General features: G+C 70.2%; 23 protein-coding genes and 2 pseudogenes. 13 read left to right on the top strand and 12 right to left on the bottom strand.

What is annotated here, in order from left to right; genetic code table 11:
* Nucleotides 1–15: 15 nt before the first annotated feature.
* Complete coding sequence (locus ACIQTP_RS03875; protein WP_403395916.1) at nucleotides 16–921, bottom strand: NAD(P)H-binding protein; 906 nt, start codon at nucleotides 919–921, stop codon at nucleotides 16–18.
* 214 nt (nucleotides 922–1,135) lie between these two features.
* Between ACIQTP_RS03875 and ACIQTP_RS03870 the strand changes: the two genes are divergently transcribed.
* Complete coding sequence (locus ACIQTP_RS03870; protein WP_403395914.1) at nucleotides 1,136–2,395, top strand: ABC transporter substrate-binding protein; 1,260 nt, start codon at nucleotides 1,136–1,138, stop codon at nucleotides 2,393–2,395.
* A 16-nt stretch (nucleotides 2,396–2,411) separates the two neighbouring features.
* Here the strand turns inward: ACIQTP_RS03870 and ACIQTP_RS03865 are convergent, their stop codons facing one another.
* Nucleotides 2,412–2,891 carry an ATP-binding protein gene (locus ACIQTP_RS03865; RefSeq protein ID WP_402036603.1) on the bottom strand — a complete coding sequence of 160 codons (480 nt, stop codon included), beginning with the start codon at nucleotides 2,889–2,891 and terminating at the stop codon, nucleotides 2,412–2,414.
* Between the two features lie 128 nt (nucleotides 2,892–3,019).
* Between ACIQTP_RS03865 and ACIQTP_RS03860 the strand changes: the two genes are divergently transcribed.
* The 7 genes from ACIQTP_RS03860 to ACIQTP_RS03830 all read left to right on the top strand — a co-directional run bounded on the left by ACIQTP_RS03860 (nucleotide 3,020) and on the right by ACIQTP_RS03830 (nucleotide 7,589).
* Nucleotides 3,020–3,859 carry a Scr1 family TA system antitoxin-like transcriptional regulator gene (locus ACIQTP_RS03860; protein ID WP_403395912.1) on the top strand — a complete coding sequence of 280 codons (840 nt, stop codon included), beginning with the start codon at nucleotides 3,020–3,022 and terminating at the stop codon, nucleotides 3,857–3,859.
* Nucleotides 3,856–4,107 (top strand): DUF397 domain-containing protein, encoded by a 252-nt coding sequence (locus tag ACIQTP_RS03855; protein ID WP_403395910.1) that lies wholly within the window; start codon nucleotides 3,856–3,858, stop codon nucleotides 4,105–4,107. The genes ACIQTP_RS03860 and ACIQTP_RS03855 overlap by 4 nt, the downstream gene beginning before the upstream one ends.
* A 70-nt stretch (nucleotides 4,108–4,177) precedes the next feature.
* Nucleotides 4,178–5,095 carry a helix-turn-helix domain-containing protein gene (locus ACIQTP_RS03850; protein WP_403395908.1) on the top strand — a complete coding sequence of 306 codons (918 nt, stop codon included), beginning with the start codon at nucleotides 4,178–4,180 and terminating at the stop codon, nucleotides 5,093–5,095.
* 82 nt (nucleotides 5,096–5,177) lie between these two features.
* Nucleotides 5,178–5,606 carry an organic hydroperoxide resistance protein gene (locus tag ACIQTP_RS03845; protein WP_403395905.1) on the top strand — a complete coding sequence of 143 codons (429 nt, stop codon included), beginning with the start codon at nucleotides 5,178–5,180 and terminating at the stop codon, nucleotides 5,604–5,606.
* Nucleotides 5,607–5,715: 109 nt separating this feature from the next.
* On the top strand, nucleotides 5,716–6,492 hold the full coding sequence (locus ACIQTP_RS03840) for an intradiol ring-cleavage dioxygenase (RefSeq protein ID WP_403395903.1): 777 nt from the start codon (nucleotides 5,716–5,718) through the stop codon (nucleotides 6,490–6,492).
* Nucleotides 6,493–6,608: 116 nt separating this feature from the next.
* Nucleotides 6,609–6,821 (top strand): hypothetical protein, encoded by a 213-nt coding sequence (locus ACIQTP_RS03835; RefSeq protein ID WP_159064366.1) that lies wholly within the window; start codon nucleotides 6,609–6,611, stop codon nucleotides 6,819–6,821.
* 27 nt (nucleotides 6,822–6,848) lie between these two features.
* Nucleotides 6,849–7,589: a DUF2637 domain-containing protein gene (locus ACIQTP_RS03830; RefSeq protein ID WP_403395901.1), complete on the top strand. Its 741-nt coding sequence runs from the start codon at nucleotides 6,849–6,851 to the stop codon at nucleotides 7,587–7,589.
* 77 nt (nucleotides 7,590–7,666) lie between these two features.
* Here the strand turns inward: ACIQTP_RS03830 and ACIQTP_RS03825 are convergent, their stop codons facing one another.
* Both ACIQTP_RS03825 and ACIQTP_RS03820 read right to left on the bottom strand, forming a co-directional pair.
* Nucleotides 7,667–8,059, bottom strand: coding sequence for a VOC family protein (locus ACIQTP_RS03825; protein ID WP_403395899.1), 393 nt, complete (start codon nucleotides 8,057–8,059; stop codon nucleotides 7,667–7,669).
* Between the two features lie 4 nt (nucleotides 8,060–8,063).
* Nucleotides 8,064–8,576, bottom strand: a complete 513-nt coding sequence (locus tag ACIQTP_RS03820; protein WP_402036587.1) for a DinB family protein — start codon at nucleotides 8,574–8,576, stop codon at nucleotides 8,064–8,066.
* 109 nt (nucleotides 8,577–8,685) lie between these two features.
* On the opposite strand from ACIQTP_RS03820, the gene ACIQTP_RS03815 reads away from it, so the two are divergent.
* From ACIQTP_RS03815 to ACIQTP_RS03805, 3 genes are all read left to right on the top strand, one after another.
* Entirely contained in the window at nucleotides 8,686–9,750 is a 1,065-nt protein-coding gene (locus ACIQTP_RS03815; RefSeq protein WP_403395896.1) for an alpha-hydroxy acid oxidase, read from the top strand.
* A gap of 170 nt (nucleotides 9,751–9,920) precedes the next feature.
* On the top strand, nucleotides 9,921–10,619 hold the full coding sequence (locus tag ACIQTP_RS03810) for a DUF4232 domain-containing protein (RefSeq protein ID WP_403395894.1): 699 nt from the start codon (nucleotides 9,921–9,923) through the stop codon (nucleotides 10,617–10,619).
* A 179-nt stretch (nucleotides 10,620–10,798) separates the two neighbouring features.
* The gene (locus tag ACIQTP_RS03805; RefSeq protein WP_403395892.1) at nucleotides 10,799–13,786 is read left to right on the top strand and encodes a beta-galactosidase; all 2,988 of its coding nucleotides are present in this window, start codon (nucleotides 10,799–10,801) and stop codon (nucleotides 13,784–13,786) included.
* Here ACIQTP_RS03805 and ACIQTP_RS03800 read toward each other — a convergent pair.
* The 8 genes and pseudogenes from ACIQTP_RS03800 to ACIQTP_RS03765 form a co-directional block, all read right to left on the bottom strand.
* Nucleotides 13,779–15,284, bottom strand: coding sequence for an alpha-N-arabinofuranosidase (locus tag ACIQTP_RS03800; RefSeq protein ID WP_403395890.1), 1,506 nt, complete (start codon nucleotides 15,282–15,284; stop codon nucleotides 13,779–13,781). The two genes, ACIQTP_RS03805 and ACIQTP_RS03800, sit on opposite strands and share 8 nt — an antisense overlap.
* Before the next feature lie 91 nt (nucleotides 15,285–15,375).
* Complete coding sequence (locus ACIQTP_RS03795; protein WP_403395889.1) at nucleotides 15,376–16,344, bottom strand: arabinan endo-1,5-alpha-L-arabinosidase; 969 nt, start codon at nucleotides 16,342–16,344, stop codon at nucleotides 15,376–15,378.
* A 21-nt stretch (nucleotides 16,345–16,365) separates the two neighbouring features.
* Nucleotides 16,366–16,950: pseudogene (locus ACIQTP_RS03790) on the bottom strand (carbohydrate ABC transporter permease); the annotation flags it as partial.
* Nucleotides 16,949–17,222: pseudogene (locus ACIQTP_RS03785) on the bottom strand (hypothetical protein); the annotation flags it as partial. The pseudogenes ACIQTP_RS03790 and ACIQTP_RS03785, both read right to left, overlap by 2 nt.
* A 167-nt stretch (nucleotides 17,223–17,389) precedes the next feature.
* Entirely contained in the window at nucleotides 17,390–18,274 is an 885-nt protein-coding gene (locus tag ACIQTP_RS03780) for an SMP-30/gluconolactonase/LRE family protein (RefSeq protein ID WP_403395888.1), read from the bottom strand.
* The gene (locus ACIQTP_RS03775) at nucleotides 18,271–19,047 is read right to left on the bottom strand and encodes an IclR family transcriptional regulator (protein WP_075026703.1); all 777 of its coding nucleotides are present in this window, start codon (nucleotides 19,045–19,047) and stop codon (nucleotides 18,271–18,273) included. Before ACIQTP_RS03775 ends, ACIQTP_RS03780 begins: the two co-directional genes overlap by 4 nt.
* A 161-nt stretch (nucleotides 19,048–19,208) precedes the next feature.
* Nucleotides 19,209–20,426, bottom strand: coding sequence for a helix-turn-helix domain-containing protein (locus ACIQTP_RS03770; RefSeq protein WP_403396096.1), 1,218 nt, complete (start codon nucleotides 20,424–20,426; stop codon nucleotides 19,209–19,211).
* Nucleotides 20,427–20,488: 62 nt separating this feature from the next.
* Nucleotides 20,489–20,641: a hypothetical protein gene (locus tag ACIQTP_RS03765; RefSeq protein WP_167552120.1), complete on the bottom strand. Its 153-nt coding sequence runs from the start codon at nucleotides 20,639–20,641 to the stop codon at nucleotides 20,489–20,491.
* A 296-nt stretch (nucleotides 20,642–20,937) separates the two neighbouring features.
* Between ACIQTP_RS03765 and ACIQTP_RS03760 the strand changes: the two genes are divergently transcribed.
* Together ACIQTP_RS03760 and ACIQTP_RS03755 are read left to right on the top strand one after the other, a co-directional pair.
* The gene (locus ACIQTP_RS03760; protein ID WP_403395885.1) at nucleotides 20,938–21,915 is read left to right on the top strand and encodes a DUF3068 domain-containing protein; all 978 of its coding nucleotides are present in this window, start codon (nucleotides 20,938–20,940) and stop codon (nucleotides 21,913–21,915) included.
* A gap of 230 nt (nucleotides 21,916–22,145) precedes the next feature.
* Entirely contained in the window at nucleotides 22,146–23,297 is a 1,152-nt protein-coding gene (locus ACIQTP_RS03755) for a glycosyltransferase family 4 protein (protein WP_403395882.1), read from the top strand.
* The last annotated feature ends 3 nt before the right edge of the window (nucleotides 23,298–23,300 follow it).

Raw genomic sequence — 23,300 nt, 5'->3', positions numbered from 1 at the left:
CGGCGTGCGCGGGGCTCAGCCCAGGTAGAAGTCCCTGCGCGCGGCCACGAAGGCCTCGATCGTCTGGGCAGGCACACCCGTGACGCGTTCGACGTCGTCGGATGCGCGGTCGTAGCGGTTCTCCCGGTGCAGTCGGGCCATGGTGGCGATGTGCTGTTCGGTGTGCGGCGGCAGGCCCGCCTCGGCGAGCACCTCGGTCCGCCACTGGCCGAGCGGCACGTCGGCATAGGACACCGGACGCCCCAGCGCCCGTGAGAACTCCTCGGCCACCTCGGTCATGTCGACCGTGCGCGGCCCGGTCAGCTCGTAGACGTGCCCGACGTGCGGAGCCGGGTCGCGCAGCACGGTGGCGACGACCCGGGCGACGTCCTCCACGGCGACCGGCGAGGTGCGTCCGGTGCCGAACGGCAGCGTGATCGTGCCGTTGTCCCGGATCGATCGCGCCGCCAGCGTGGTGAACAGCGGATTGTCCAGGAACGCCGTCGGCCGGATGTGGACCACTGGCAGACCCGACCAGTTCAGCACCTGCTCCGACAGCCAGTGCAGCCGCTGCTGGTGCGACTCCCCTGTGCTGGTGGCGGTCATCTGCGACACCGTCATCTGGGACATGTCGACCAGGCCGTCCAGCTCCCCCTGCTCGCGCGCCACGCTGGCCACCACGGCCGCCGCCAGCAGCTGGTCCGGCGATACGGGCATCGCGAAGTACATCCGCCCGACACCCTCCAGCGCGGCGGCGACGGTCTCGGGTCGGGTCAGATCTCCGATGACGACCTCCGCGCCGAGCGCACGCAGCTCAGCCGCACGCTCGTCGTCGCGGCGGACCATCACACGCGCGGGCACGTTCTGCGCGCGCAGCTGGTCGAGGACCGTGCGGCCCACGTCACCGGCGTTGGAGATGAGAACAAGATTGCTGGCAACCAACGGTCGATCTCCTTGTGAGCGGTCGTGTGAAGGTTTGACGTTTGATGGAGCCGAGGGCACCTGACGGCGCCCATGAGATCACCTGTCCCGTCACACCACCGGAACCAAAACGCAATGGCGGCGGCCCTGTGGCCGCGGCCTCTCGCGGCCTACGATCAACGCTCTTCGTCCACACGCGTCCTCGCGGGTGGCTGGAAAAACAAGGGTGGGAACCGTGCGCCGCAGAGCCCGGATCATGATGACGATGACGGCCGCGCTGAGCCTCACGGTGGGCGTGAGCGGCTGCGGCAAGGACTCCGGGGCGGGGGCGAAGACCACGACCCTCACCGTCGTCGCGACGAACTACGGCGACAGCGTCCACAAGAACTCGATCGGCTTCTGGGACCGCGTCGGTCTCGCCTTCCAGGCCGCCCATCCCGATATCCGGGTGGACACGAAGGTCTACCCGGCCGACGAGGTCGACGCGAAGGTCGCCGCCCTCGTCAAGCAGGGCAAGGCGCCGGACGTCGTGCAGACCGACAGCTACGCCGAGTACGCGGCCAAGGGCATGCTCTACCGGGCGGACGAGCTGCTGTCGATCTCCGCCCAGGGCAGCTTCGTACCGAGCCTCGCTCAGGCCGGGCAGGTGCGCCGCGTCCAGTACGGTCTGCCGTTCACGGCGAGCACCCGCCTCCTGTACTACAACAAGGACCTCTTCTCCCGGGCGGGCCTGAAGCCTCCCACCACCTGGCAGCAACTGCTCGCGGACGCCCGCGTGTTGAAGGCCATGGGCGTGACGTACCCGATCGCGCTGCCCCTCGGCCCGGAGGAGGCGGAGGCCGAGACCCTGACCTGGCTGCTGGCCGGGGGCGGCGGCTACACCGACAACAGCGGCAGCTACGCCCTCACCTCCAAGGAGAACGTCTCCACGCTGGAGTGGCTGCGCTCCTCCCTCGTCGCCGAAGGTCTCACGGGCCCGACCCTCCCCGGCAGGCTCAACCGCGGCGCCGCCCTCCAGGCCTTCATGGACGGCAAGGCGGCCATGGTCAACGCCCCGCTCTCGCTGATGCGCCAGATCGAGGACTCGACCCTGAGCGTCCCCTACGGCACCGTCGCCCTCCCGAGCCGTACCGGCCGGACCGTGCCGACCATGGGCACCGCCGACTGGACGATCGCCTTCCGCTCGGCCGGCCACCGCAAGGAGACGGGCGAGTTCCTCGACTTCCTCTACGACGACAAGTACGTCACCCAGCAGGCCGCCGAGTACCAGCTCCTGCCCGTCACCACCGCGGCGACCAGCGCCATGCGCGAGGACAAGCAGTACAGCAAGCTCTGGAACGGCCTGGACGCCCTGGGCAACATGGAGCTCTACCCCCTCTCCGAGACCAACTGGTCCCAGGTGGCGGCGTCGATCAGGGCACGGATCGGCAAGGCGGTGGCCCCCGGCGGCGATCCGGCATCGGTCCTGTCGTCGATCGCGACGACGACGCGCTGAACCGCGGGAACCCCGCTCACGGCCCGCTCGACCGCTTCACCAGGGACAGCCACCCGGGCAGGTCGACCTCGGCGCGTACGGTCTTGCCGGGCGGCTCCCGGTCCAGCACCTCCCACCGGTCCGCGAGCGCCTCGACGAGTACGAGGCCCCGACCGCCTTCGTCGAGGGGGCGTGCGGCCGGTACGTCACCGGGTCCCGGCGGACGCGGCCCACTGCGCGTGTCGGTGACCTCGACGCGGACGCTGCCCGTGACGAGCGACAGCCGCAGCTCGAAGTCCCGCCCCGGTACGCGCCCGTGCGTGACCGCGTTGGCGGCCAGCTCGGCGACGATCACGGCGACGATGTCGGAGGCGTCCGTGCCGTGCGGGATGCCCCAGGCGTGCAGCTGGTGCAGGGCGAGGTGACGTGCGAGGCGGGCGCCGCGTGGGGTGGCACTGAGGCGCTGCGTGAACACACGTACGGTAACCGGCTGTTGGGGGGTGGGTGGTGCGGTCATGGGCCCAATCTGGCGGTGATCACGGCCACTTCGCCAGGTGGGCGCCGCGTACGCTGCGGGAGCGTACGCGGTGACGGGCTGGACAGTACCGGTCACTGGGCGTGACCATGGGGTGTGGGAGGTGACCCATGGTGGTCGATGGTGCGGTGGGGACGGGTGGAGAGCCCGAGTCGTCGGACAGTCTGCGGACGTTCGGGGCGGTCGTACAGGCCCTGCGGGAGCACGCGGGGCTGAGCCGGGAGGAGTTCGGGGAACGGGTGCGGTTCTCCAAACACACGGTGGCGTCGGTGGAGCTGGGGCGGAGGATGCCGGATCCGACGTTCGTCGAGCGGGCGGAGGAGGTGCTGGGCAACACCGGGGCGTTACGCAAGGCGGCGGGGCATCTGGCGAGGCAGCCGGGGTTGGCGGCGTGGTTCAGGCAGTGGGCGAGGCTGGAGACGACGGCGATCACTCTCTATACCTATGAGTGCCGGTTGATTCCGGGGTTGTTGCAGACGGAGGCGTATGCGCGGACGTTGTTCACGAACCAGCTGCCTCCAATGGACGACGAGCAGGTTGAGGCGCAGTGGGTGGCGCGAGCTGAGCGGCAACGACTGCTGCGGGAGCGGCCGAACACGGCGTTCAGCTTCATCCTGGAGGAGGGGCTGATCCTGCGACGCATGGGAGGGGTGGAGGTCACGCGGGGACTCATCGATCACCTCTTGGCGATCGCCGAGCTGCGCAACGTCGAGATCCAGGTCATGCCGCAGGTGCAGGAGACGCATGCGGGACTGGACGGTCCCATGCAGTTGCTGGAGACGCCGGACAACACCTGGTTCGCCTACTGCGAGGGCCAGCGAGGCGGCTTACTCATCCCCGATCCGAAGGAGATCAGCGTCCTCCAACGGCGCTATGCCAGGATGCGTTCACAGGCTCTCACCATCCCGGACTCCGTGAGCCTGTTGCAGCGGATGCGAGGAGCGTTATGAGCACCAGCGAACTGACGTGGTTCAAGTCGAGCTACAGCAGCGGCGGTTCCGGCGACTGCGTCGAAGTCGCCCTCTCCTGGCACAAGTCGAGCTACAGCAGCGGTGGCGACGGCGACTGCGTCGAGGTCGCCACCTGCCCCTCCACCATCCACGTCCGCGACTCCAAGAACACGGACGGCCCCCACCTCACCCTCTCCCCCACCACCTGGGCCGACTTCCTCACCTACGCCTCCGCCAACCACCGCTGAACCGACGGAGTCACAACGTGTCACTGGGAGGGGCAGGCTACCCACGCCAGACCCGCCCATACTCGAGTCCATGAACAGCAAGGACCAGCTCGGTCGATTCCTCCGTACGCGTCGCGCGCAGCTGCGGGCCGCCGACGTCGGGCTCTCGACGTTCGGGGAGCGCCGACGCGTGCCCGGGCTGCGGCGCGACGAGCTGGCCCAGCTGGCGGGGGTGAGCCAGTCGTACTACACGCGACTGGAACAGGGACTGTCCCTCAACGCCTCCGTGGAGGTACTGGACGCGATCGCCCGGGCACTGCGCCTGGACGAGACCGAACACCGCCACCTGCACGACCTCGCCGGGGTGGTGCGCAAGAGCGGCAGGAGCCGGCCCCGCCGCCCGGCACCCGAGCGCGTCTGCGAGGCGACGAGGCAGTTGATCGTCGCCTTCGGGGACACCCCGGTGATCGTGCTGGGCCGCCGGAGCGACGTCCTGGCATGGAACCGCACCGGGCACGCGCTGTTCGCCGGGCATCTCGATCCGGACAGTCCCGAGCAGCCGGCCCGGCGCCCCAACACCGCCCGGCTCGTCTTCCTGGATCCGCACACGCGTGATCTGTACGAGGACTGGCCACGCAAGGCCAGGGACGCGGTGGGCAAGCTGCGGCTCGCGGTCGGGGAGTACCCCGACGATCCGGAGCTGGCCGAACTGATCGGTCAACTGACGATGAGGAGCCGTGAGTTCACGTCTCTGTGGTCCGAACACCGCGTTCGCGCCTGGGACATAGCGACACACCGGATGCGGCATCCTCTGGTCGGCCCGATGGACGTCATCCAGCAGGCGATGCCGGTCCCGAACGAGCCGGGTCAGCGCATCGTCGCGGTCACCGCGGCGAGGGGGTCCTCCTCGCAGGCCGCGCTGACCCTGCTCGCCCAGGTCACCGCCCCGACCGATGCCACCCCGCGCACGCGGACCGCCGCCGACACGGATCCCGTTTCCGTCCAGTAGCCGGGGTGACCCTCACCCCCTTCTTCGGCATGCCCACACATGCCTACTCAAACCTGCCCAAGTCCAGCCAGAAGGAGACACCATGCCCACCACCACGCTCTACACCACCCAGGCCCTCTCGACCGGCGACGGCCGCAACGGAGAGGTCCGTACCCTCGACGGAGTCCTCGACGAGGTCCTCGCCGTGCCGAAGGAGATGGGCGGCCCCGGCGGCGACAAGACCAACCCCGAGCAGCTCTTCGCGGCGGGCTACGCGGCCTGCTTCCACAACGGACTGCGGCTGATCGCGGCCCAGCAGGATGTGAAGGTGCCCGGTTCCACCGTCACGTCCACCGTGAGCCTGCTGAGCAAGGAGGACGGGGGCTTCACCCTGGCCGTCAAGCTGTCGGTCCACCTGCCCGGCCTGGAACAGGCGACCGCCGACCAGCTCGTACAGACCACCCACCAGGTCTGCCCCTACTCCAACGTCACCCGGGGGAACATCGACGTGACCCTCGAGGCGACCGTCTGAACCGATCCGGCTCGGAGCTGGTTCATGTGTCTCACAAGGAACTTGACGGTCCATCACTTTGCCGTACTGACAGCTGGCCAACAGCATCCGTTCCTAATCTGCCGTGTTCATGACAGACACTTCAGGAGCAGCACACCCGATCGGTCGCCGCACGGTACTGATCGCCACCGGCGCCACGGCCGCCACCCTGGCCGTGGGCGCCGCCGCGCCGGAAGCCCCCACAACCGACACGGCCAAGACGGTGGACTCGGCCCCCGTCGCCGCGGCGGCCGTCTGCACCCTCACCAAGGAGATGACCGAAGGCCCCTACTACCTGGACGGCGCCCTGGTCCGCGCCGACATCACCGAGAGCAAGCCGGGCGTCCCGCTCAAGCTCGCGCTCACCGTCGTCGACGACGACACCTGCGCCCCGCTCTCCGGCGCCCTCGTGGAGATCTGGCACTGCGACGCACTGGGCGAGTACTCCGGCTTCGTCGGCAACAACGGCCACAGCGAACCGGACGACGGTTCGTTCCTGCGGGGCGGCGTCCTCACCAACTCCAGCGGCGTCGCGAACCTCACCACGATCTACCCCGGCTGGTACCGGGGCCGCTGCGTCCACATCCACCTCAAGGTGCACACGGGAGTCACGCTCACCTCGGACGGCAGCTTCACCGGCGGCCGGGAACTCCACACCGGCCAGCTCTTCTTCGACGAGACGATCACCACGGCGGTGGCCAAGATCTCCCCGTACTCCACGAACACGGTCAACCGCACCACCCTCGCCCAGGACTCGATCTACGACGACGGAGGTGCCGCGTCCGGCCTCCTCACCCTGACGGCGCTGGGCAGCACGGCCGCGTCGGGCTACACGGGCACGCTGACGGTCGGCGTCGAAACGAGCTGACGTCCGCCCCCACGGATCCCCCAACGGGCCCCGCCGGAAACCCGGCGGGGCCTCCCCTCGATAACACAACGATCATCTCTATTGATCTGTGGATCTATGGACACACATTCCCCTGAATGCCCGAATGCCTTACGCCCTATGGCGCTCGTTATTCAGCCGTGACGACGAAAGATATGCACGGAAACGACTGGCTTGATATCGCCGACGGGAGGGCGCGCCTGGAGCACTGCGCCGACCTGCTCGAGGAGTTCCTCAAGGCCATGACCCGTATGGAAAGCGAATACCTGCGGGCCACATGGGACGGACACACCGCAGATGGATCCCTCTGAGCCAGGGCACGAAGGAGCCGCAGACAGATGGACTGGACTCAGGATGATCCCACCCTCCGCGACATTCAGCTCGATCCGCGAGCCACCGCCTATGATCCGCTGAACCCACAGTTCATCGGCGCCGATCCGCTCGGGGCGCAACACCTCTGGCACGTCCCCGAGCCCGCGATCGCGCCGGACATGTGGGACCCGGACGAAGAGCTGGCGCAGATGCTGTACACGACGGCGAGCGTGACGCCCCCCGCTCCGCCCCCGCCGCACAGCCACGCTCAGCCGCGCCGCCCGGTCAACCGGCGCAGGCCCCGACCGGGATTTCAGGCCATTGCCGCAAAACACAGGATCATCACGGTTGTTTTCCTGGTCGTAATGATCATTGTGTCCGCGGTGATGATGTTGGGATGGTCCGTCTCTTATTCATACAACCAACTGCGTGGTATTTCGTTACTGGTCGTGTCCGCGAAGTTGGCACGATGGTGGCCACTGACGGTGTACGGACCGTGGCTCGTCGCGGGTCTGTCCATTCTTCGTGCGTCCGTTCAGCATCGGAGCGCCAGACGGTCCTGGACCGTGATGCTGATCGCCTCCGCCACGGCGGTGGCCCTCTGTGTCGGCCAGTCTCCGCGCTCCCTGCTGGCGATGGTGGTCGTCGGAATCCCACCCATCACCGCCCTGATCTGCTTCCGGGAACTCGTCGGCCAGATCTCGCCCCAGCACGGCCCCCGGCACGCCTGCCAGACCATGAAGCGGCCCAAGCAGCCAAGACCTTGACCGCTTGAACTCTTCCAGGCGCTGGCGTACCCCGCGCGTCGTCGCGCGCCTGGGAGGCGGTCGACAACAGCACCTGCTCAGCCCAACTCGCCGCGCTCCACGCAGAATTCGTTGCCCTCGGGGTCGGTGAGGGTGACCCAGCCGCCGCCGTCCGGGCGGGTGTGGTCGGCGACCTGGCGGGCGCCGAGGGAGAGGGCGCGGGCGACCTCCTGGGCGCGGGTGCGGCCCTGCGGCTGAAGGTCGAAGTGGATGCGGTTCTTGGCCGACTTGCCCTCGGGGACGCGTACGAAGAGCAGCATCGGGCCGCCGGACGGGTCGCGCAGCACCGCCTCCGGGTCGCCCGGCTTGTCGTCCTCGTCCAGCGCACGGCCGAGCAACTCGCTCCAGAACAGGCCGAGATCGTACGGATCACCGGTGCAGTCGAAGGTGAGGGTGCGGATGGTCGGGTTCAGCCCCGCCGACTCGCCCATGGCTTCAGACTCCCTTCTCGCCGTCGACCAGTTCCCGGACGATGTCCAGGTGTCCGTTGTGCCGGGCGGTCTCCTCGATCAAGTGGAGCACGATCCAGCGGAGGTCCATGTACCGGCCGTCGCGGAACGGACGCTTGGCCCTGGTGTCCAGGTCGTGCTCGGCGACCAGGAGACGGTAGCGGGCGCTCTGCTCCTCGTACTCGTCGAGGAGTTGGGGCAACGGCACGTCGACGGCGATCCGCATCTCCGGATCGGGATCCTCCTCGGTCGCGGCCGCGATCGGCCCGTCGTCCTCCTCGCCGAGGAACATCACGTGGAACCAGTAGTGCTCGACCCAGCGCAGGTGGCTGATCAGCCCGCACAGCGTCATCAGGGGGGATCCGGGGAGCGGGGCCTGCCGCGCGCCCTCCGGTGAGACTCCCTCGCACTTGGCGCGGGCGGTGGCACGGGCGTAGTCGAGGAAGGTGGTCAGCTGGGTTCGCTCGTCCCACGCGGGGGGCGTATCGGTTCGCGTCATAGGGGTGCAGCATCACCGTCCCGCCCCTCGGTGTCGAGCGAATTAGACCGCCGAGGCGGGTGCCTGGGGCACCCTTGCTTCGTCGTACCGTACGACGAAGGGATGTCAGGTGACAGACATCGGTCGCTGGATGGACGGTCTTCAGGAGCGCGCCGCCGAGGTGCTGCCGGAGGACGTCTACGCGTACTTCCGCCGCGGCGCCGGTCGCGGCATGAGCGTCGCGGAGGCGACCGCGGCCTGGGACCGGTTCCGCTTCCGGGCACGGCTGTTGCGGGACGTCTCGACGTGCGACGCCTCTACGACCGTACTCGGCACGCCCGTTCGTACACCCGTACTCGTCGCGCCCAGCACACTGCAGCGCAAGGCCCACCCGGACGGGGAGGGCGCCACCGCGCGGGGCGTGGCGGCGGCGGGATCGCTGCTGGCGGTGACCTCGAACACCGCGGTGCCGTTCGGGGACCTGGTGCCGAGCGGGGCGCCGTGGTGGGTGCAGGTGTACGTGGCCCGGGACCCCGTACTGACCATCGAGACGCTGGAGCGGGCCCTCGCCGCCGGGGCGCGGGCGGTCGTACTGACCGCCGGCACGCCGGTCAGCGGGGCGCGGGGCAAACGTGGCGCGCCGGTCGACGATTTCATCGGACCGGAGGACCTGTACGGCAACGTCACCGGGATTCCGTCGCCCGAGGCCGCCGAGCACGCGCCCGATCTGACCCCCGACATCATCGGCTGGCTGCGCGAACGGTCCCGCGGTCTCCCCATCGTCGTCAAGGGCGTGCTGCGCGGCGACGACGCGCGGGAACTGGTGGCGGCGGGGGCGTCCGGCCTCATCGTCTCGAACCACGGCGGGCGGCAGCTGGACGGGCTGGTGCCCACCGCCTGGGCCCTGCCGGAGGTCGTCGACGCGGTGGCGGGCACGGGAGCCGAGGTCTACGCCGACGGCGGGCTGCGCCGCGGCACCCACATCCTCGCCGCCCTCGCCCTCGGCGCCCGCGCCGTGTTCGTCGGCCGGCCCGTCCTGTGGGCGCTGACCGTCCGCGGCGCCGCCGGTGTGACCCGCCTGATCGACGACCTCACCGACGAACTCATCGAGGCGATGAGCCTGACCGGCACACCGAGCGTGCACGAACTGACCCGCGACCTCCTGTGGGCGGCTCCCCGACCGCCGCTCGACTGATCGAACGTGCGGGCCGCCGACGGTCGGGCTGTCCGCAATGCAGAGTGCGACCTGCTGTGTCACCGTCATGTCACAGACGGCCCAGCAGGTGAACCCCGGAAGCCGATGACGCGCTCTGAAGCGACGAGTGCCGGTGAGAGACCGGCGCCTGGACCACTTCGGGGGACTTCATGTACGGCATCGGTATCCGCAGAGTCGCGACGGCCATGGTGACCGCGTCGGCGGCCACCCTGCTCATGACCGCCTGTCAGCCGGGCGGCAGCCCGGCGGGGGCGGGCTCTTCGCCGTCGGGCGCTCCCGTCAAGCCGGCGGCGTCCACTTCCACCTCCAGCTCCGCCTCCCCCTCCACACCCTCCAGCCCCTCCGCCCCCGCCGCATCCGCCACGTCCGGCTCCTCGACGCACACCGCGGCGCCGTCCACCGGTGCGAAGGCCTGCGGCCTGTCGGATCTCAAGGCGGCCATGTACCAGGCCGCGGTGCGGCCGGACGGTACCGGGACCGGCGCGGCGATCGTCGAGTTCACCAACGTGTCCGGCAAGGCGTGCACCGTCCAGGGGTATCCGACCGTGGCGGGGGCGGGCAACGGTTCCCCCGAGAAGAACCGTCCGCTCAAGGTGACCACGACCGGGGGCGTGTCCACGGTGAAGATCGCGCCGGGCGGGAAGGCGTGGACGAAGCTGACGTTCGTGCAGGTCCAGGGTGAGGCCGACGGCTACTGCAAGTCCGGAGCCACGCCCGCGAGCTACCCGACGCTGGTGGTGGGTGTCCCGGGTGCCGGGGCGCACCAGGTCGCGCTGACGGACGGTGTCATCGCCGAGTGCGACGACACCGTGACGGTCACCGCCCTCTCGGCGGCCAAGCCCTCCTGACCCACCCGCCGCGCCCGTTCTTCAGGCCGCCGACCGCCCGTACCGCGTAATCCGTCCGCGCCGGGATCCTCATACGACCTTGGTGGGGCGCGTCGCTGTGGACAATGGCCGCACCCTCCCCCGAGTTCTCGGCTTCGCTCGGACAGGGAGGACCCGTCGCTGTCCCCGAAAGGCCCCGCATGGTGTTGAGCAGACGTTCCTTCAGCGCACTCGCCGGCACCACCGCGCTCGGCTTCACGCTCAGCGGCAGCGACGACGCCTACGCCCACGCGACCGTCCCCACCGGCCCGGCACCGGAGCCGCCCGGCGCGGACGGCACCCGGCACACCGTGGGCTTCGACAAGTACTCGATGCTGGTCGACGGCAGGCGGGTCGTCCTGTGGTCCGGCGAGGTCCACCCCTTCCGGCTGCCGAGCCCCTCTCTCTGGCGGGACGTCCTGGAGAAGCTGCGCGCCCACGGCTACAACACCATCAGCGTCTACGTCTCCTGGAACTACCACTCCCCCGCGCCCGGCCAGTACGATTTCACCGGCGTCCGCGACCTCGACCTGTTCCTGCGCACGGCCGCCGAGACCGGCCTGTACGTGATCCTGCGGCCCGGCCCGTACATCAACGCCGAGGTCGACGCGGGCGGCTTCCCCGGCTGGCTGACCGTCACCCGGGGGACCGCCCGCACCTCCGACCCGACCTATCTGTCGTACGTCGACGAGTGGCTGACCGCCGTCAACCGGATCGCGGCCCGGCACCTCTACACCCACGGCGGCGGCACGATCGTCCTCTACCAGCTGGAGAACGAGTACGCGAACAACGTCACCAGCCCCCGCGGGCGCGACTACATGGCCCACCTCTACGCCAAGGTCCGCGCCGACGGCATCGACGTGCCGCTCTTCCACAACGACAAGGGGCGCAACGGGTACTGGGCGCCGGGAACGTTCGACACGGGCGGGGAGACGGGCCGTTATCTGTACGGCTTCGACGGCTACCCCTCGCCCTTCGCGCCGCCGCCCGACTGGGGCTACTACGGCATCGGCGGTACGCAGGGCGGCTCGACGGCGAGTCCCGAAACCCCGGGGCTGCTGGCCGAGTTCGGGGGCGGCTGGTTCGACCCGTGGGGCGGCGTGGAGTTCGGCGGGAAGGGGTACGCGGAGTCGGCGCGGACCCGTGACGCGGCGTACGAGCGGCGCTTCTACCTCACCAACCTCGCCAACGGCATCAAGGTCCACAACGTCTACATGACGTTCGGGGGGACCTCCTGGGGATGGCTGCCCGCGCCGGTCGTCTACACCTCGTACGACTACGGGGCGGCCCTCGACGAGGCCCGCAGGCCCACCCCGAAGCTGGTCCCGATGCACCAGCTCGGGCAGCTCCTGCACTCCGTGCCCGAGCTCGCCAAGCTGGACCGGGCGGCCGACATCCAGGTCGGCGCGAGTGGCGGCGCGTCGGGCGCGGACGCCGGGATCACGGCGTACCACCTGGTCAACCCGGACACCAGGGCGCACTTCCACATCCTGCGCAACGACAGGGCCGACGACGTCCTCGCCGCCGTCCCCCTCGCCGGGGCGGGCGTCCCGGTGCCGGTGCCGGTCCCCGGTCTCGACGCCCGGCTGCTCGCCACCGGTCTCCCGCTCGGGCGGCGGACGCTGAGGTACTCCAGCGCCCAGCCGATGCTGTGGCTCACCGCCGGACGGCAGGACATCGCCGTGTTCACGGGGCGCAAGGGGGAATCGACGCAGACGGTCGTCGAATGCGCCAGCGAGCCCACGGTCACCGTGCTGGAGGGCAAGACCGACCACGCGTACACGTCCGGCGCGCTGCGCGTCGACGCCGAACTCGACGGTCTGACCAGGGTGTTGGTGGAAGGTGGCGGCACGGACGCCCCCTTCCTCCTGCTGCTCGCCGACGACGACACGTCCGTACGGCTGTGGCGCTACGACACCCCGTCGGGGCCCGTGCTCGCGTACGGCCCGGCGCTCCTGCGCACCGCCGCCCTGCGCGACACGACCGTCCATCTCACCGGGGACACCGTCGAGGCGGCCGACCTGGAGGTGTGGGGGCCGCGCGGGATCAGTGAAGTGGTGTGGAACCAGAGCACGTTGACGACCCGGGCGACCACCTCCGGGAGTCTGCGGGCCGAGCAGCGGTTGCCGGGGGTCGCGACGGTCCGTCTTCCCGAGCTGGGCAACTGGCGCTTCCACGCCGAGAACCCCGAGTCGGCGGCCGAGTTCGACGACTCCGCATGGAAGGTCGCGGACAGGACCTCCTCGTACAGCACCACCCCCGTACCGGCCGGGCAGCCCGTCCTCTTCGCCGACGACTACGGCTTCCACTACGGAGACGTCTGGTACCGGGGGCGCTTCACGGGCGTGGGCGGCGCCGAGTCGGTGTCCCTCTCGTACGTCACGGGCACACAGGGGCTGCTGATGGCGTGGCTGGACGGGAATCCGCTCGGCACGCACCGGATGCCGGTGCCGGACAAATCAACGGTGCGGCAGGGCACTTGGTCGGCCACGGCCACCTTCCCCGTGCGGTACGCGAACGGACCGCACGTCCTTTCCGTCCTCGTGCGCCGGATGCAGCACGACGAGGACGGGGCGGCGAAGGACACGCACAAGGCCGCACGAGGCCTCACGGCGGTGACGTTCACCGGCGCGAGCCCGGCCCTCACCTGGCGGATCCAGGGCCAGGCGGCGCCCGACCCGGTGCGGGGACCGCTCAACCACGGCGGGCTGTACGGGGAACGGCAGGGCTGGCATCTGCCGGAGTTCGCCGACAGCGGCTGGAAGGTCGTGGACTTCCCGCGGGCGGCGCGCGAGCAGGGAGTCGCCTGGTACCGCACCGGGTTCCGGCTCGCCATCGACCCGGGCGTGGACGCCTCGATCGGGCTCACCCTCACCGACGACCCGGCCCGTGCCTACCGCGTCCAGATCTTCCTGAACGGCTGGAACATGGGCCAGTACATCAACGACGTCGGCCCCCAGCACACCTTCGTCCTGCCAGGCGGCGTCCTGCGCACCCGGGGCGCCAACACCCTGGCCCTCGCCGTACTGTCCGACGGCACCACCCCGGCCGGTCCCGGCGAGGTGAAGCTGACACTGATGGGCAGCGCGGCCGGAGGGGTACCGGTGACACCGGTGGCCTCCCCCGGCCGCGCACAGCCCGCTAGCTGAGCCGGATCACGTTCCAGGACAGCGGTTCCAGGACGGCGGTCAGGGTGCCGTCGTCCTGGAGGGTGGTGCCCTCGACGGGGTGCGGGGTGACCCGTTCCTGGTCCTGAAGGGTGTTGCGGGCGTCGGGGTCCGCGTCGGCGATCGCGCTGTGCTCCACGACCGTCGTCAACCCCAGCCGGTTCAGGGCGACTTCGAGCGGAAGTGGCTCGGTCTGGCTGCGGTTGACCGCGAAGACGGTGACCGAGCCGTCCTCGGCGCGCACGGCGGTGGCGTGCAGCAGGTCGACCTCCCCGTACTTCTTCGTCTCGTACGTCGGCGACACCGCGCGGACGTCGAGGACCTCCCCGCGCCCGTACTTCGCCGCCTGCGCGAACGGGAAGAACGTCGTCTGCCGCCAGGCCGCCCCGCCCGGCTCCGTCATGATCGGCGCGATGACGTTGACGAGCTGGGCGAGACAGGCGACGGTCACCCGGTCCGCGTGCCGCAGCAGCGCGATCAGCAGGGAGCCGAAGACGACCGCGTCCGTTACGGTGTAGACGTCCTCCAGGATGCGCGGGGCCTCCTGCCAGTCCTCGACCGGATGCGGGTTCGGCCGGCTCTGGTACCAGACGTTCCACTCGTCGAAGGAGAGGTTGATCTTCTTCTTGGACTTCAGCCGGGCGCCCACGTGGTCGCAGGTCGCCACCACGTTCTCGATGAAGGACTCGGTGTCGACGGCGGAGGCGAGGAAGGAGTCGCGGTCGCCGTCGGTCTCCTCGTAGTAGGCGTGCAGGGAGATGTGGTCGACGAGGTCGTACGTCTCCGCCAGCACGGTCGCCTCCCACGCGGCGAACGTGTCCATGCCCTGTCCCGACGATCCGCACGCGACGAGTTCGAGGTCCGGCTCGATCTGGCGCATCGCGCGGGCGGTCTCGGCGGCGAGACGGCCGTACTCCTGCGCCGTCTTGTGGCCGGTCTGCCAGGGCCCGTCCATCTCGTTGCCCAGACACCACAGACCGATGCCGAACGGCTCCTTGTCGCCGTGCGCCACCCGCAGGTCCGAACGGGCCGTCCCGCCCGGGTGGTTGGCGTACTCCTGGAGCTCCAGGGCCTCGGCGACCCCGCGCGTGCCGAGGTTGATCGCCATCATCGGCTCGGCCTGGAGGCCGATCTTCCTCAGGAAGGCGATGTACTCGGACAGGCCGAAGCGGTTGGTCTCGGTGGAACGCCAGGCGAGGTCGAGGCGGCGGGGCCGCTCCTCCGCGGGGCCCACGCCGTCCTCCCAGTTGTAGGCGGAGACGAAGTTGCCGCCGGGGTAGCGGATGGTGGTCACGCCCAGTTCGCGGACCAGTTCCAGCACGTCGGTGCGGAGGCCTTCGGCGTCCGCGGAGGGGTGGTCGGGTTCGTAGATGCCGGTGTAGACACAGCGGCCGAGGTGTTCGACGAAGGAGCCGAAGAGGCGGGGGTTGACCTCGCCGATGGTGAAGGCGGGGTCCAGGGCGAAGCGGGCGGTACGCATCTTTTCCTTCCGGGGGTTCAGTTCTTGCCGCGGGTCTGTTGTGGGGTCGCGCCCACGCGGCGGAGCCGCATATGGATGCAGCCCCGCGCCCCTAGCGCAGACTTGGCCAGCCGTCCTTCGTCCAGCTGAGCCTGTTCAGCCCCAGCTTGGGCGTGCCCGAGTCATCGGCGTCGTAGTAGTGGTACGCAAGCCAGTCCTGGCCTCGGTCGTGGAAGACCGACTCGCCTCCGGTGCCGATGTACCTGCCGTGGCCGGCGAGGAGGAGGTCGCCGCCGCCCTCCGGCATCGGTTTGCCCGTGCTGTCCATGTAGGGGCCGGTCACCGTCGTCGATCTGCCCACCCGGATCTTGTAGGTGGAGTTCACGCCCGCGCAGCAGGCGTCGTAGGAGGCGAAGAGGTAGTAGTGGCGGCCGTGTTCGACGATGTACGGGCCCTCGACCGCGTACGGGGCGTCCGGGCGGCTGGCCAGGTGCCGCACGGGCGTGTCTGCGACCGCCTTGCCGGTGCTCGGGTTCAGTTCGACCATGCGGATGCCCGTCCAGTACGAGCCGAACGCCATCCACAGCTTGCCGTCGGCCCGGATCACCGCCGGGTCGATGGCGTTCCAGGCGTCGGTGGTCCGGGAGGTGAAGGCCGGGCCGTGGTCCGTCCAGGTGCCGGGCATGCCGGTCTTCGACGTGGCCACGCCGATCGCCGAGTGGTTGGTGCCCCAGGAGGAGACCGCGTAGTAGAGCCAGTAGCGGCCGTCGCGGTAGGTGAGGTCCGGGGCCCAGGGGTCGGCGGTGGAGTTGTAGTCGTACCACCAACTCGGAGGCGTGGTGAAGGCGTTGCCCGCGTCGTCCCAGTGGCGGAGGTCGGTGGAGAGGCGGGCGCCGATGACGCCGCCGGTGGAGTAGGCGACGTAGCTGCCGTTCTTGAGGCGGGTGACCGTGGGGTCGTGGATGATCTGCTGGCCGGTGAGGGGGAGGGGGTCGGGGTAGCTGACGTCGGCCGACGCGGTGGCCGGGAGCAGGGCGATGGTGGCCGCGGCGAGCAGCGCGGCGAGTCCGTGACGCTTCAACGCACACTCTCCTCAAGGCTGTTACTGGCCGGCCAGACCCGTGTGGGCCACACCCCGCACGATCTGGCTCTGGAAGAAGACGAACACGACGATCAGCGGCAGTCCCGCGATCAGGCCGCCCGCCATGAGCTGCGGCCAGACGATGCCGAAGGCGTTCTGCACGGTGGCGATGCCGTTCGGCATGGTCATCAGGTCGGGGTTGTTGGTCACCATGCAGGGCCACAGGAAGTTGTTCCACGAGGCGATGAAGGTGAAGATCCCGACGGCCGACAGCGAGGGCTTCGAGAGCGGCAGGACGAGGGTGAAGAAGATCCGCCAGCGGCCCGCGCCGTCGATGAACGCCGCCTCCTCCAGCTCGCGGGGAAGCGACTGGAAGAACTTGTACAGGATGTAGACCATCGCCGCGGGGGCGCACTGCGGCAGGACCATGCCCCAGTAGGTGTCGACCATCCCGAGCGACTGCACCGTGGTGAACAGCGGGACGCCGAGGATCGCCGGGGAGAACATCAGGCCCGCCATCGTCACGGCCATCAGGACGGACTTGCCGCGGAACTCGGTGCGGGCGAAGCCGTATCCGGCGAGGGAGGCGACCAGCGGCACGGCCGCCCCAGGTCAGGGTGGAGTCCTTGACCGCGATGTCCGGATTCCTTGCGGAAGGCGTCCACCATCGCGACCTGGTTGGTGCCGTCGCCGCCCTGGAAGAGGTTCCAGTAGCGGACCCGGGTGCGCGCGCTGGAGGCGAGCGCGTCCGCGCCGGTGCCGAGCGCGGCGAAGCCGAGGCCGCCGGCGACGGTCAGACCGCCCAGCGCGGCCAAAACGTTCCTGCGGTTCAGTTTTCCACGGTTCGGATACCCGTCGTTCAGGTCAGGTCGTCCCATTCCCTGCCCTCACTGTTCGAGATTCGCTGTTCGAAATTTCGGTGCTCGCTCGTAACTTCGAACGGGACCGTAAATAGGAAGCGCTTTCCCGTCAATGGTTTGCGCAAAAATCGAAGGTCCCCGCCCAGTGGTCGATGACCGGACGGGGACCTGCGAGGGGGAAACTGTCAGCCGGCGAACGGCCGCTGCGGCAGGCCCTTCCCCGCGCCGGGGACGACGAGCACCGAGCCGGAGAGCGGGTGCGGCGCCTCCAGGCCCGTACGCGCCGTGGTGATGTACAGGTCGGTCAGGTCCACGCCACCGAAGGCGCAGGCGGTGGGGCGGGGGACGGGGAGTGCCACGACCCGGTCCAGCTCGCCGTCGGGCGTGTAGCGGCGGACCGCTCCGCCGTCCCAGAGGGCCACCCACACACAGCCCTCGGCGTCGACGGTGAGCCCGTCGGGCCACCCCGCGCCTTCCTCGATCACGGCCAACGGGCGTCTGTTGAGGGGGAGTTGACCGTCATCCACGTCATCCACGTCGAAGACGTCGATGCGGCGGGTCGGTGAGTCGATGTAGTACATCAGCCGGCCGTCCGGGCTCCAGCCCGTTCCGTTGCTGACGGCGACGTCGTCGAGGATCGCGGTGACCGTGCCGTCGGCGGTGATCCGGGACAGGGTGCCGCCGCCCGGGGCCTCGTCATAGCGCATGGTGCCGAAGAGCAGCGAGCCGTCGGGGGCGACCGCGGCGTCGTTCGCGCGGCGGCCGGGGACGGGGTCGCGGTGCAGCCACCGGAAGCCCTCGGGGCCTCCGTACGTCGCCACGCCGTCCCGGAGGCTGACGACCAGGCCGCCGCCCGCACGGGGCTTGGCGGCGCCCACGTGCTGCTCGGTGACCATGACCGTGCGGCGCCCGGAGGCGGGGTCGTAGGTGTGGACCCGGGAGCCGAGGATGTCCACCCAGATCAGCCGCTGTGCGTCCGGATCCCAGGTCGGGCCCTCGCCGAGAGCCGCCTCCGCGCGTATCGCGACGTCGAAGGCCGTGCTGCCCGTGTTCCCGGTCGTCCCGGTCACCCCACCACGCTCCGGTGTCCGAGCCGCTCGGACAGCTCGACGGCACCCTTCGCGGCGAGCTGCTCCAGCTCCACGCGGCGCTCGTCGCTCCAGCGGATCATCGGTACGGAGATGGAGAGCGCGGCCACGACCTGGCCCGTACGGTCGCGCACCGGGGCGGCGACGCAGCTGACGTCCGGGTTCGACTCGCGGCTCTCCACGGCGACACCGCGTCGGCGGATCTCGGCGAGGGCCTCGCGCAGGGCGCCCGGCTCGGTGATGCTGTTCGGCGTCATCGCGACCAGGTCCGCGTTGTCCGGGATGCGGGAGGTCAGCTCGACGTCGGGCAGCGAGGCGAGCAGCATCTTGCCGACGGAGGTGCAGTGGGCGGGCAGGCGCCGGCCCGCCGCGGACACCATGCGCACGGCGTGCGTGGAGTCGACCTTCGCGATGTAGATGACGTCCGTGCCCTCCAGGATCGCCACGTGGACGGTCTCGTCGCAGGTCTCGGCGACGGAGCGGGCCACCTGCTGGCCCTCGGCGGCGAGGTCCAGCTGCTCGGCGTACCGGCTCCCGAGCTGGTACGGGCGCACACCGAGGCGGTAGCGTCCCGGCTGGCCGGGAACCTGCACGATGTACGAGCGGGCGGCGAGCGTGGTGACCAGCTCGTGCACCGTCGTCCGGGGAAGCTGGAGCTTGCGCACGATGTCGGGGGCGGAGAGCGTCCCGTCCCCGTCGAGGAAGAGCTCGAGTATGTCGAGAGCTCGGGTCACGGCAGGTACGAGGCGTCCCACAACCGGCCCCCTCCCTATGTTCGAAATTTCAACAGCCGATCGGCATGACGAACACAGGCTACTCATAGTGCTCTTGCACGGGCAATGGGTTGGTATGGGTGAGGTGCAAGGGGTGACAGTGCACTGGCGCACAGGCGGAGCCGTCCGCGCGCGACGAGAGGTCAGCGGCGGGGCCGAGGGTCGCCGAGTTCGCCGCGGAGTCGCTGCGCGCGGAGTACCAGCTCCAGCTCGAACCGCCGGTCCGGGTCGTCGATCTCGTCACCCCACAGCTCCCTGATCTGGCGGAGGCGGTAGCGGACGGTCTGGGGGTGGACACCGAGCCGCGCGGCCACCTCCGGCGCGCCTCCGCGTGTCTCCAGCCACGCCAGCAACGTCTCCGCGAGCCGCCGCCCGTGCGTCGGCCCGCAGTGCGCGAGCGGCGCCAGGCAGCGCAGGGCGAGGTCGTCGATCAGCTCCTCGGGCTGGAGGAGCACCAGGGCCTCGGTGTGCTCGGTGCAGTGGAGCACCTCCCCGCCGGGCAGCAACCGCCGCTCCATCAGCCGTACCGCCGCATCCGCCCAGCGCAGCGACTTCGCCGCGTCGGCCAGCGGCACCGGCGGCCCGATCGCCCCGGACCAGCCGGTCAGCGCCCGGTGCAGCAGCTCCGGCCGCCCGGCGGCGTCCGGCTCGGGCACGACCATCCGCGGCTGCTCGTACTCCATGTCGAGCAGCACCCCCTGCCCGACGGCGGGTGCCACGGCCTCCCTTGCCGGCCGCAGCAGCACCCCGACCGCGACCTTGTCCGGCAGTGGCCAGCCGATCCGCGCGGCCCGCTCGACGAGCGCCTCGGCGGGGTCGCCCCGGTGGTGGCGCTCGGCGAGCAGCAGCTCCATCAGACGGCGCTGGAGGCGCAGGCGCTCCCCCGCCTGCCGGGCCGCGGCCTCGGCGTAACCCCGTACGGACTGGTCCACCAGACCGTCCAGGTACTCGTATCCCGCGTCGACGAGCTCGTACATCGCCGGTGGCGGGATCTCGACCCGCTGCCCGATCTCCGCGAACCGGCGCCAGGCGAGGCGGACGCCCAGCCGGTAGATCGCCTGAAGTGAGTCGAGGCTGCGGCCGTGCAGTCCCTCGCCGCGGCCGAACTCCTGGAAGACCTCGGGGTGGACGCGGGGCCTGCCCTCCGCCGTCTCCAGGTGCTGCACGAAGACCTCGATGGCCCGGCGGATGCCGACGAGGGCCATCGGCTCGCCGGAGTCGTCGAGGACGAGGGGCAGGTTCGGGTACTCGCGGCGGATCTCCCGGAGGATCTCCTCGGCGAGATCCGGCGCCTCGGCCAGGACGATCGCCGCGAACTGCCGCACCTGGGCGCGGGGAACGTCATGCCAGGCCGAGCGCATGGTGACGGTCCCATGGCCGGCCTGCACTTTCCGGTCCGTCTCCGGCGCGCCCCTGGGCACGGTCAGTGCTCCTGGTCGGCATGTTCGTACGTGATCAGGGGAGTGTTCGGCTGGTCGGGGGTCGCGTCGAGCAGCGCGACGATGCCGAGTGCGGCACCCACGGCGAGCGCGGCGGCGGCCGCGACGGTGAGTACGGCGGCCAACAGTCTGGACATCGCAGGGTGAGCCTCTCTGTCGGAGGTCGTCCCCACCCGTTCCCGTGATCCGCGCAGCCCGTTTCGCCGGTCCCGTCCGGCAAGTCCTCAGTCTCGACAATGCATTGACACTCCGTCAAGGGTGCCCGTACGGTTCCCGGCCCATACCGCACGTGCACTTTCCCTCCTGGTGTCGACGCACCCGTATCACCGCGTTCCACCCGTATCACCCGCATCACCCGTGACCGGCCGTGATCAGCCGCGACCAGCCGTGATCACTCGTGCGTCGAGCCTCCTCACGCCCCTGGAGTGCCCGGATGCGCCGGAAACCCTCACCCTTCGCACTGGTCCTGCTCGGCCTCGGCACGTTTCTGCTCGTACTGGCCCCGATGCTCGCGTGGTACGTGGAACCGCGGGCCGCCGTGAACCCCATCGACATCGACACGACCGCCGTCTACACCGGCACGGGCGCCTATTTCGACACCGCGCAGATCCGGACCCTGTACGACAAGCGGATCACCATCACCCAGCAGGTCAGAGGCGATGTCGCCGACAGTGAGCACAGCGGGCGCGCCGTCTGGGACGTGACGACGACGGTCGACACGGACAAGTCGCTGCCCGCGGCCGACCCGTACGACGCGCTGGAGTTCTTCCCGAACCGCTGGGTCACCGACCGGAAGACCAACCAGCCGGTGCACTGCTGCCAGGAGAACCCGCGCTTCGAGGGCGACGCCTACCTCAAGTTCCCCTTCGACGTGCAGAAACACGCGTACCGCTGGTGGGACAACTCCCTCGGCGCACCCATCACGCTGGCCTACCGGGGCACCAAGAAGATCCAGGGTTACACGGGTTACCGCTTCACCGGCACGGTCCCCCCGACGAAGATCGGCACCCGGCTGGTGCCCGGCAGCATCGTCGACCTGCCCGGCCGCCCCCAGGTGCTGGCCGAGGAGTGGTACTCCAACCACGGCATCGAGCTGGTCGTCGACCAGCGCACCGGCCGGGTGCTCTACGCCCAGGTCGGCCCGCGCAGGACGTTGCGCGCCCCGGGTTCCACGAACGACTCGACGCTGCTCCTGGACGCCGACAAGCTGGCCTTCACCACGGCCACCCAGAAGGACCAGGTGAAGCAGGCGAAGAAGGAGAGCGGTCAACTGCTCCTGGTGGGGCAGACGTTGCCGATAGGTGCCGGTGTGCTCGGGTTCGTCCTCGCCGCCGTGGGGGGTGTTTTGGTGGTACGAGGGCGACGGGATCCCGGTTCGCCCGGTAACTCCCCTTCAGCACTCACGATGTGATGGGCTGTCAGCTCCACAAAGCCCGGAATTTGTCACCTCGGTGAGTAGCAGCTTCCCAGCGCCGGGCGAAAACTATCCACCCCCACCCGAGCACAACCCGCCCACACTCCCGTTACAGCCGGTACCCGCCTCCCCCCAGATCGGCAGATTCACCCTTCGAAGCCACCGACCCCGCACTACGCCCCACCCCCCACACTGAGTTCCGCACCCAGAGACGAGTTGGAGCACCCATGCCCCAGCACGTGCCCTCCCCGCTGCGCGCCGCGGTCCCGCGCGACGCGCAGTCCCTCCCGGCGCTTCCCCCACAGCCGCGCCGCATCGTCTTCCTCGCCCACCGGGACCTGGGAAACCGGTCCGCGGGCGGATCCGAGATCCTCGTCGACCGGCTCGCCGAGGGACTGACCTCGCTCGGCCACCAGGTCACCCTGGTGTGCGGCGGGCCCGCGGCCTACCACGACTACCGGGTCGTCTCGGCGGGCGGCGACCTGGGCCACTTCCTGCGCGCCCGCTCCGCCTTCCACCGTCAGGTCGGCGGCTGCGACCTGCTGGTCGAGGTCTGCAACGGCATGCCGTACCTGGCGCCGCTCTGGCACCACGGCCCCACCCTGTGCCTGGTCAACCACGTCCACACGGACCTGTGGCGGATGCGGTTCGGCGGACCGCTGGCGCCCGCCGCCCGGATCGGCCGAAGACTCGAACACTGGGCGCTGGCGGGCGCACAGCGCGGCAATCTGCTGGTCGCCGTCTCGCCGTCGACCGCCCACGCCCTGCGCGCGATCGGGGTGCAGCGGGAGCGCATCCGGGTCGTGCACAACGGGGTCGAGGAGCCGGGGCCGCTCGCCGAGCGCTCACCGGAGCCGCTGTTCGTGGCGATGGGACGACTGGTCGAGTACAAGCGCATCGATCTGCTGCTGCGGCTGTGGGAGCGGGTCCGTCCGGTCACCGGAGGCCGGCTGGTGATCGTCGGCGACGGTCCCGAGCGGGAGAGACTGGAACACCTGGCAGGCCCCGACGTGGAGTTCGCCGGGCGCGTCTCGGAGGCCGAGAAACACCGGCTGCTGTGCGCCGCGTGGCTGCTGCTGCATCCCTCCGCCGTGGAGGGCTGGGGCCTGGTGGTCACGGAGGCGGCGGCGCGCGAGACCCCGGCGATCGCCTTCGACGTGCCTGGGCTGCGCGACTCCGTGGTCGACGGCGAGACGGGTGTGCTGGCGCGCGGCGAGTCCTCCTTCGCGGCGGCCTGGTGCACCCTCGCCCTGTCCACCCACCGCCGCACCCTCATGGGCAAGTCCGCCCGCGACCGCGCGGCCCAGTACCGCTGGAACAACACGGTCCGCCAGTTCAGGGCGGTGGCCGCGGAGGCGGCCGCCTCCTGGCGGAGGTGACGC

It is taken from the genome of Streptomyces sp. NPDC090798, from assembly GCF_044768965.1.
GTDB lineage: Bacteria > Actinomycetota > Actinomycetes > Streptomycetales > Streptomycetaceae > Streptomyces.
Note: the sequence above shows the minus strand (reverse complement) of the source record. Positions and strands in the feature narration are given on the sequence as shown.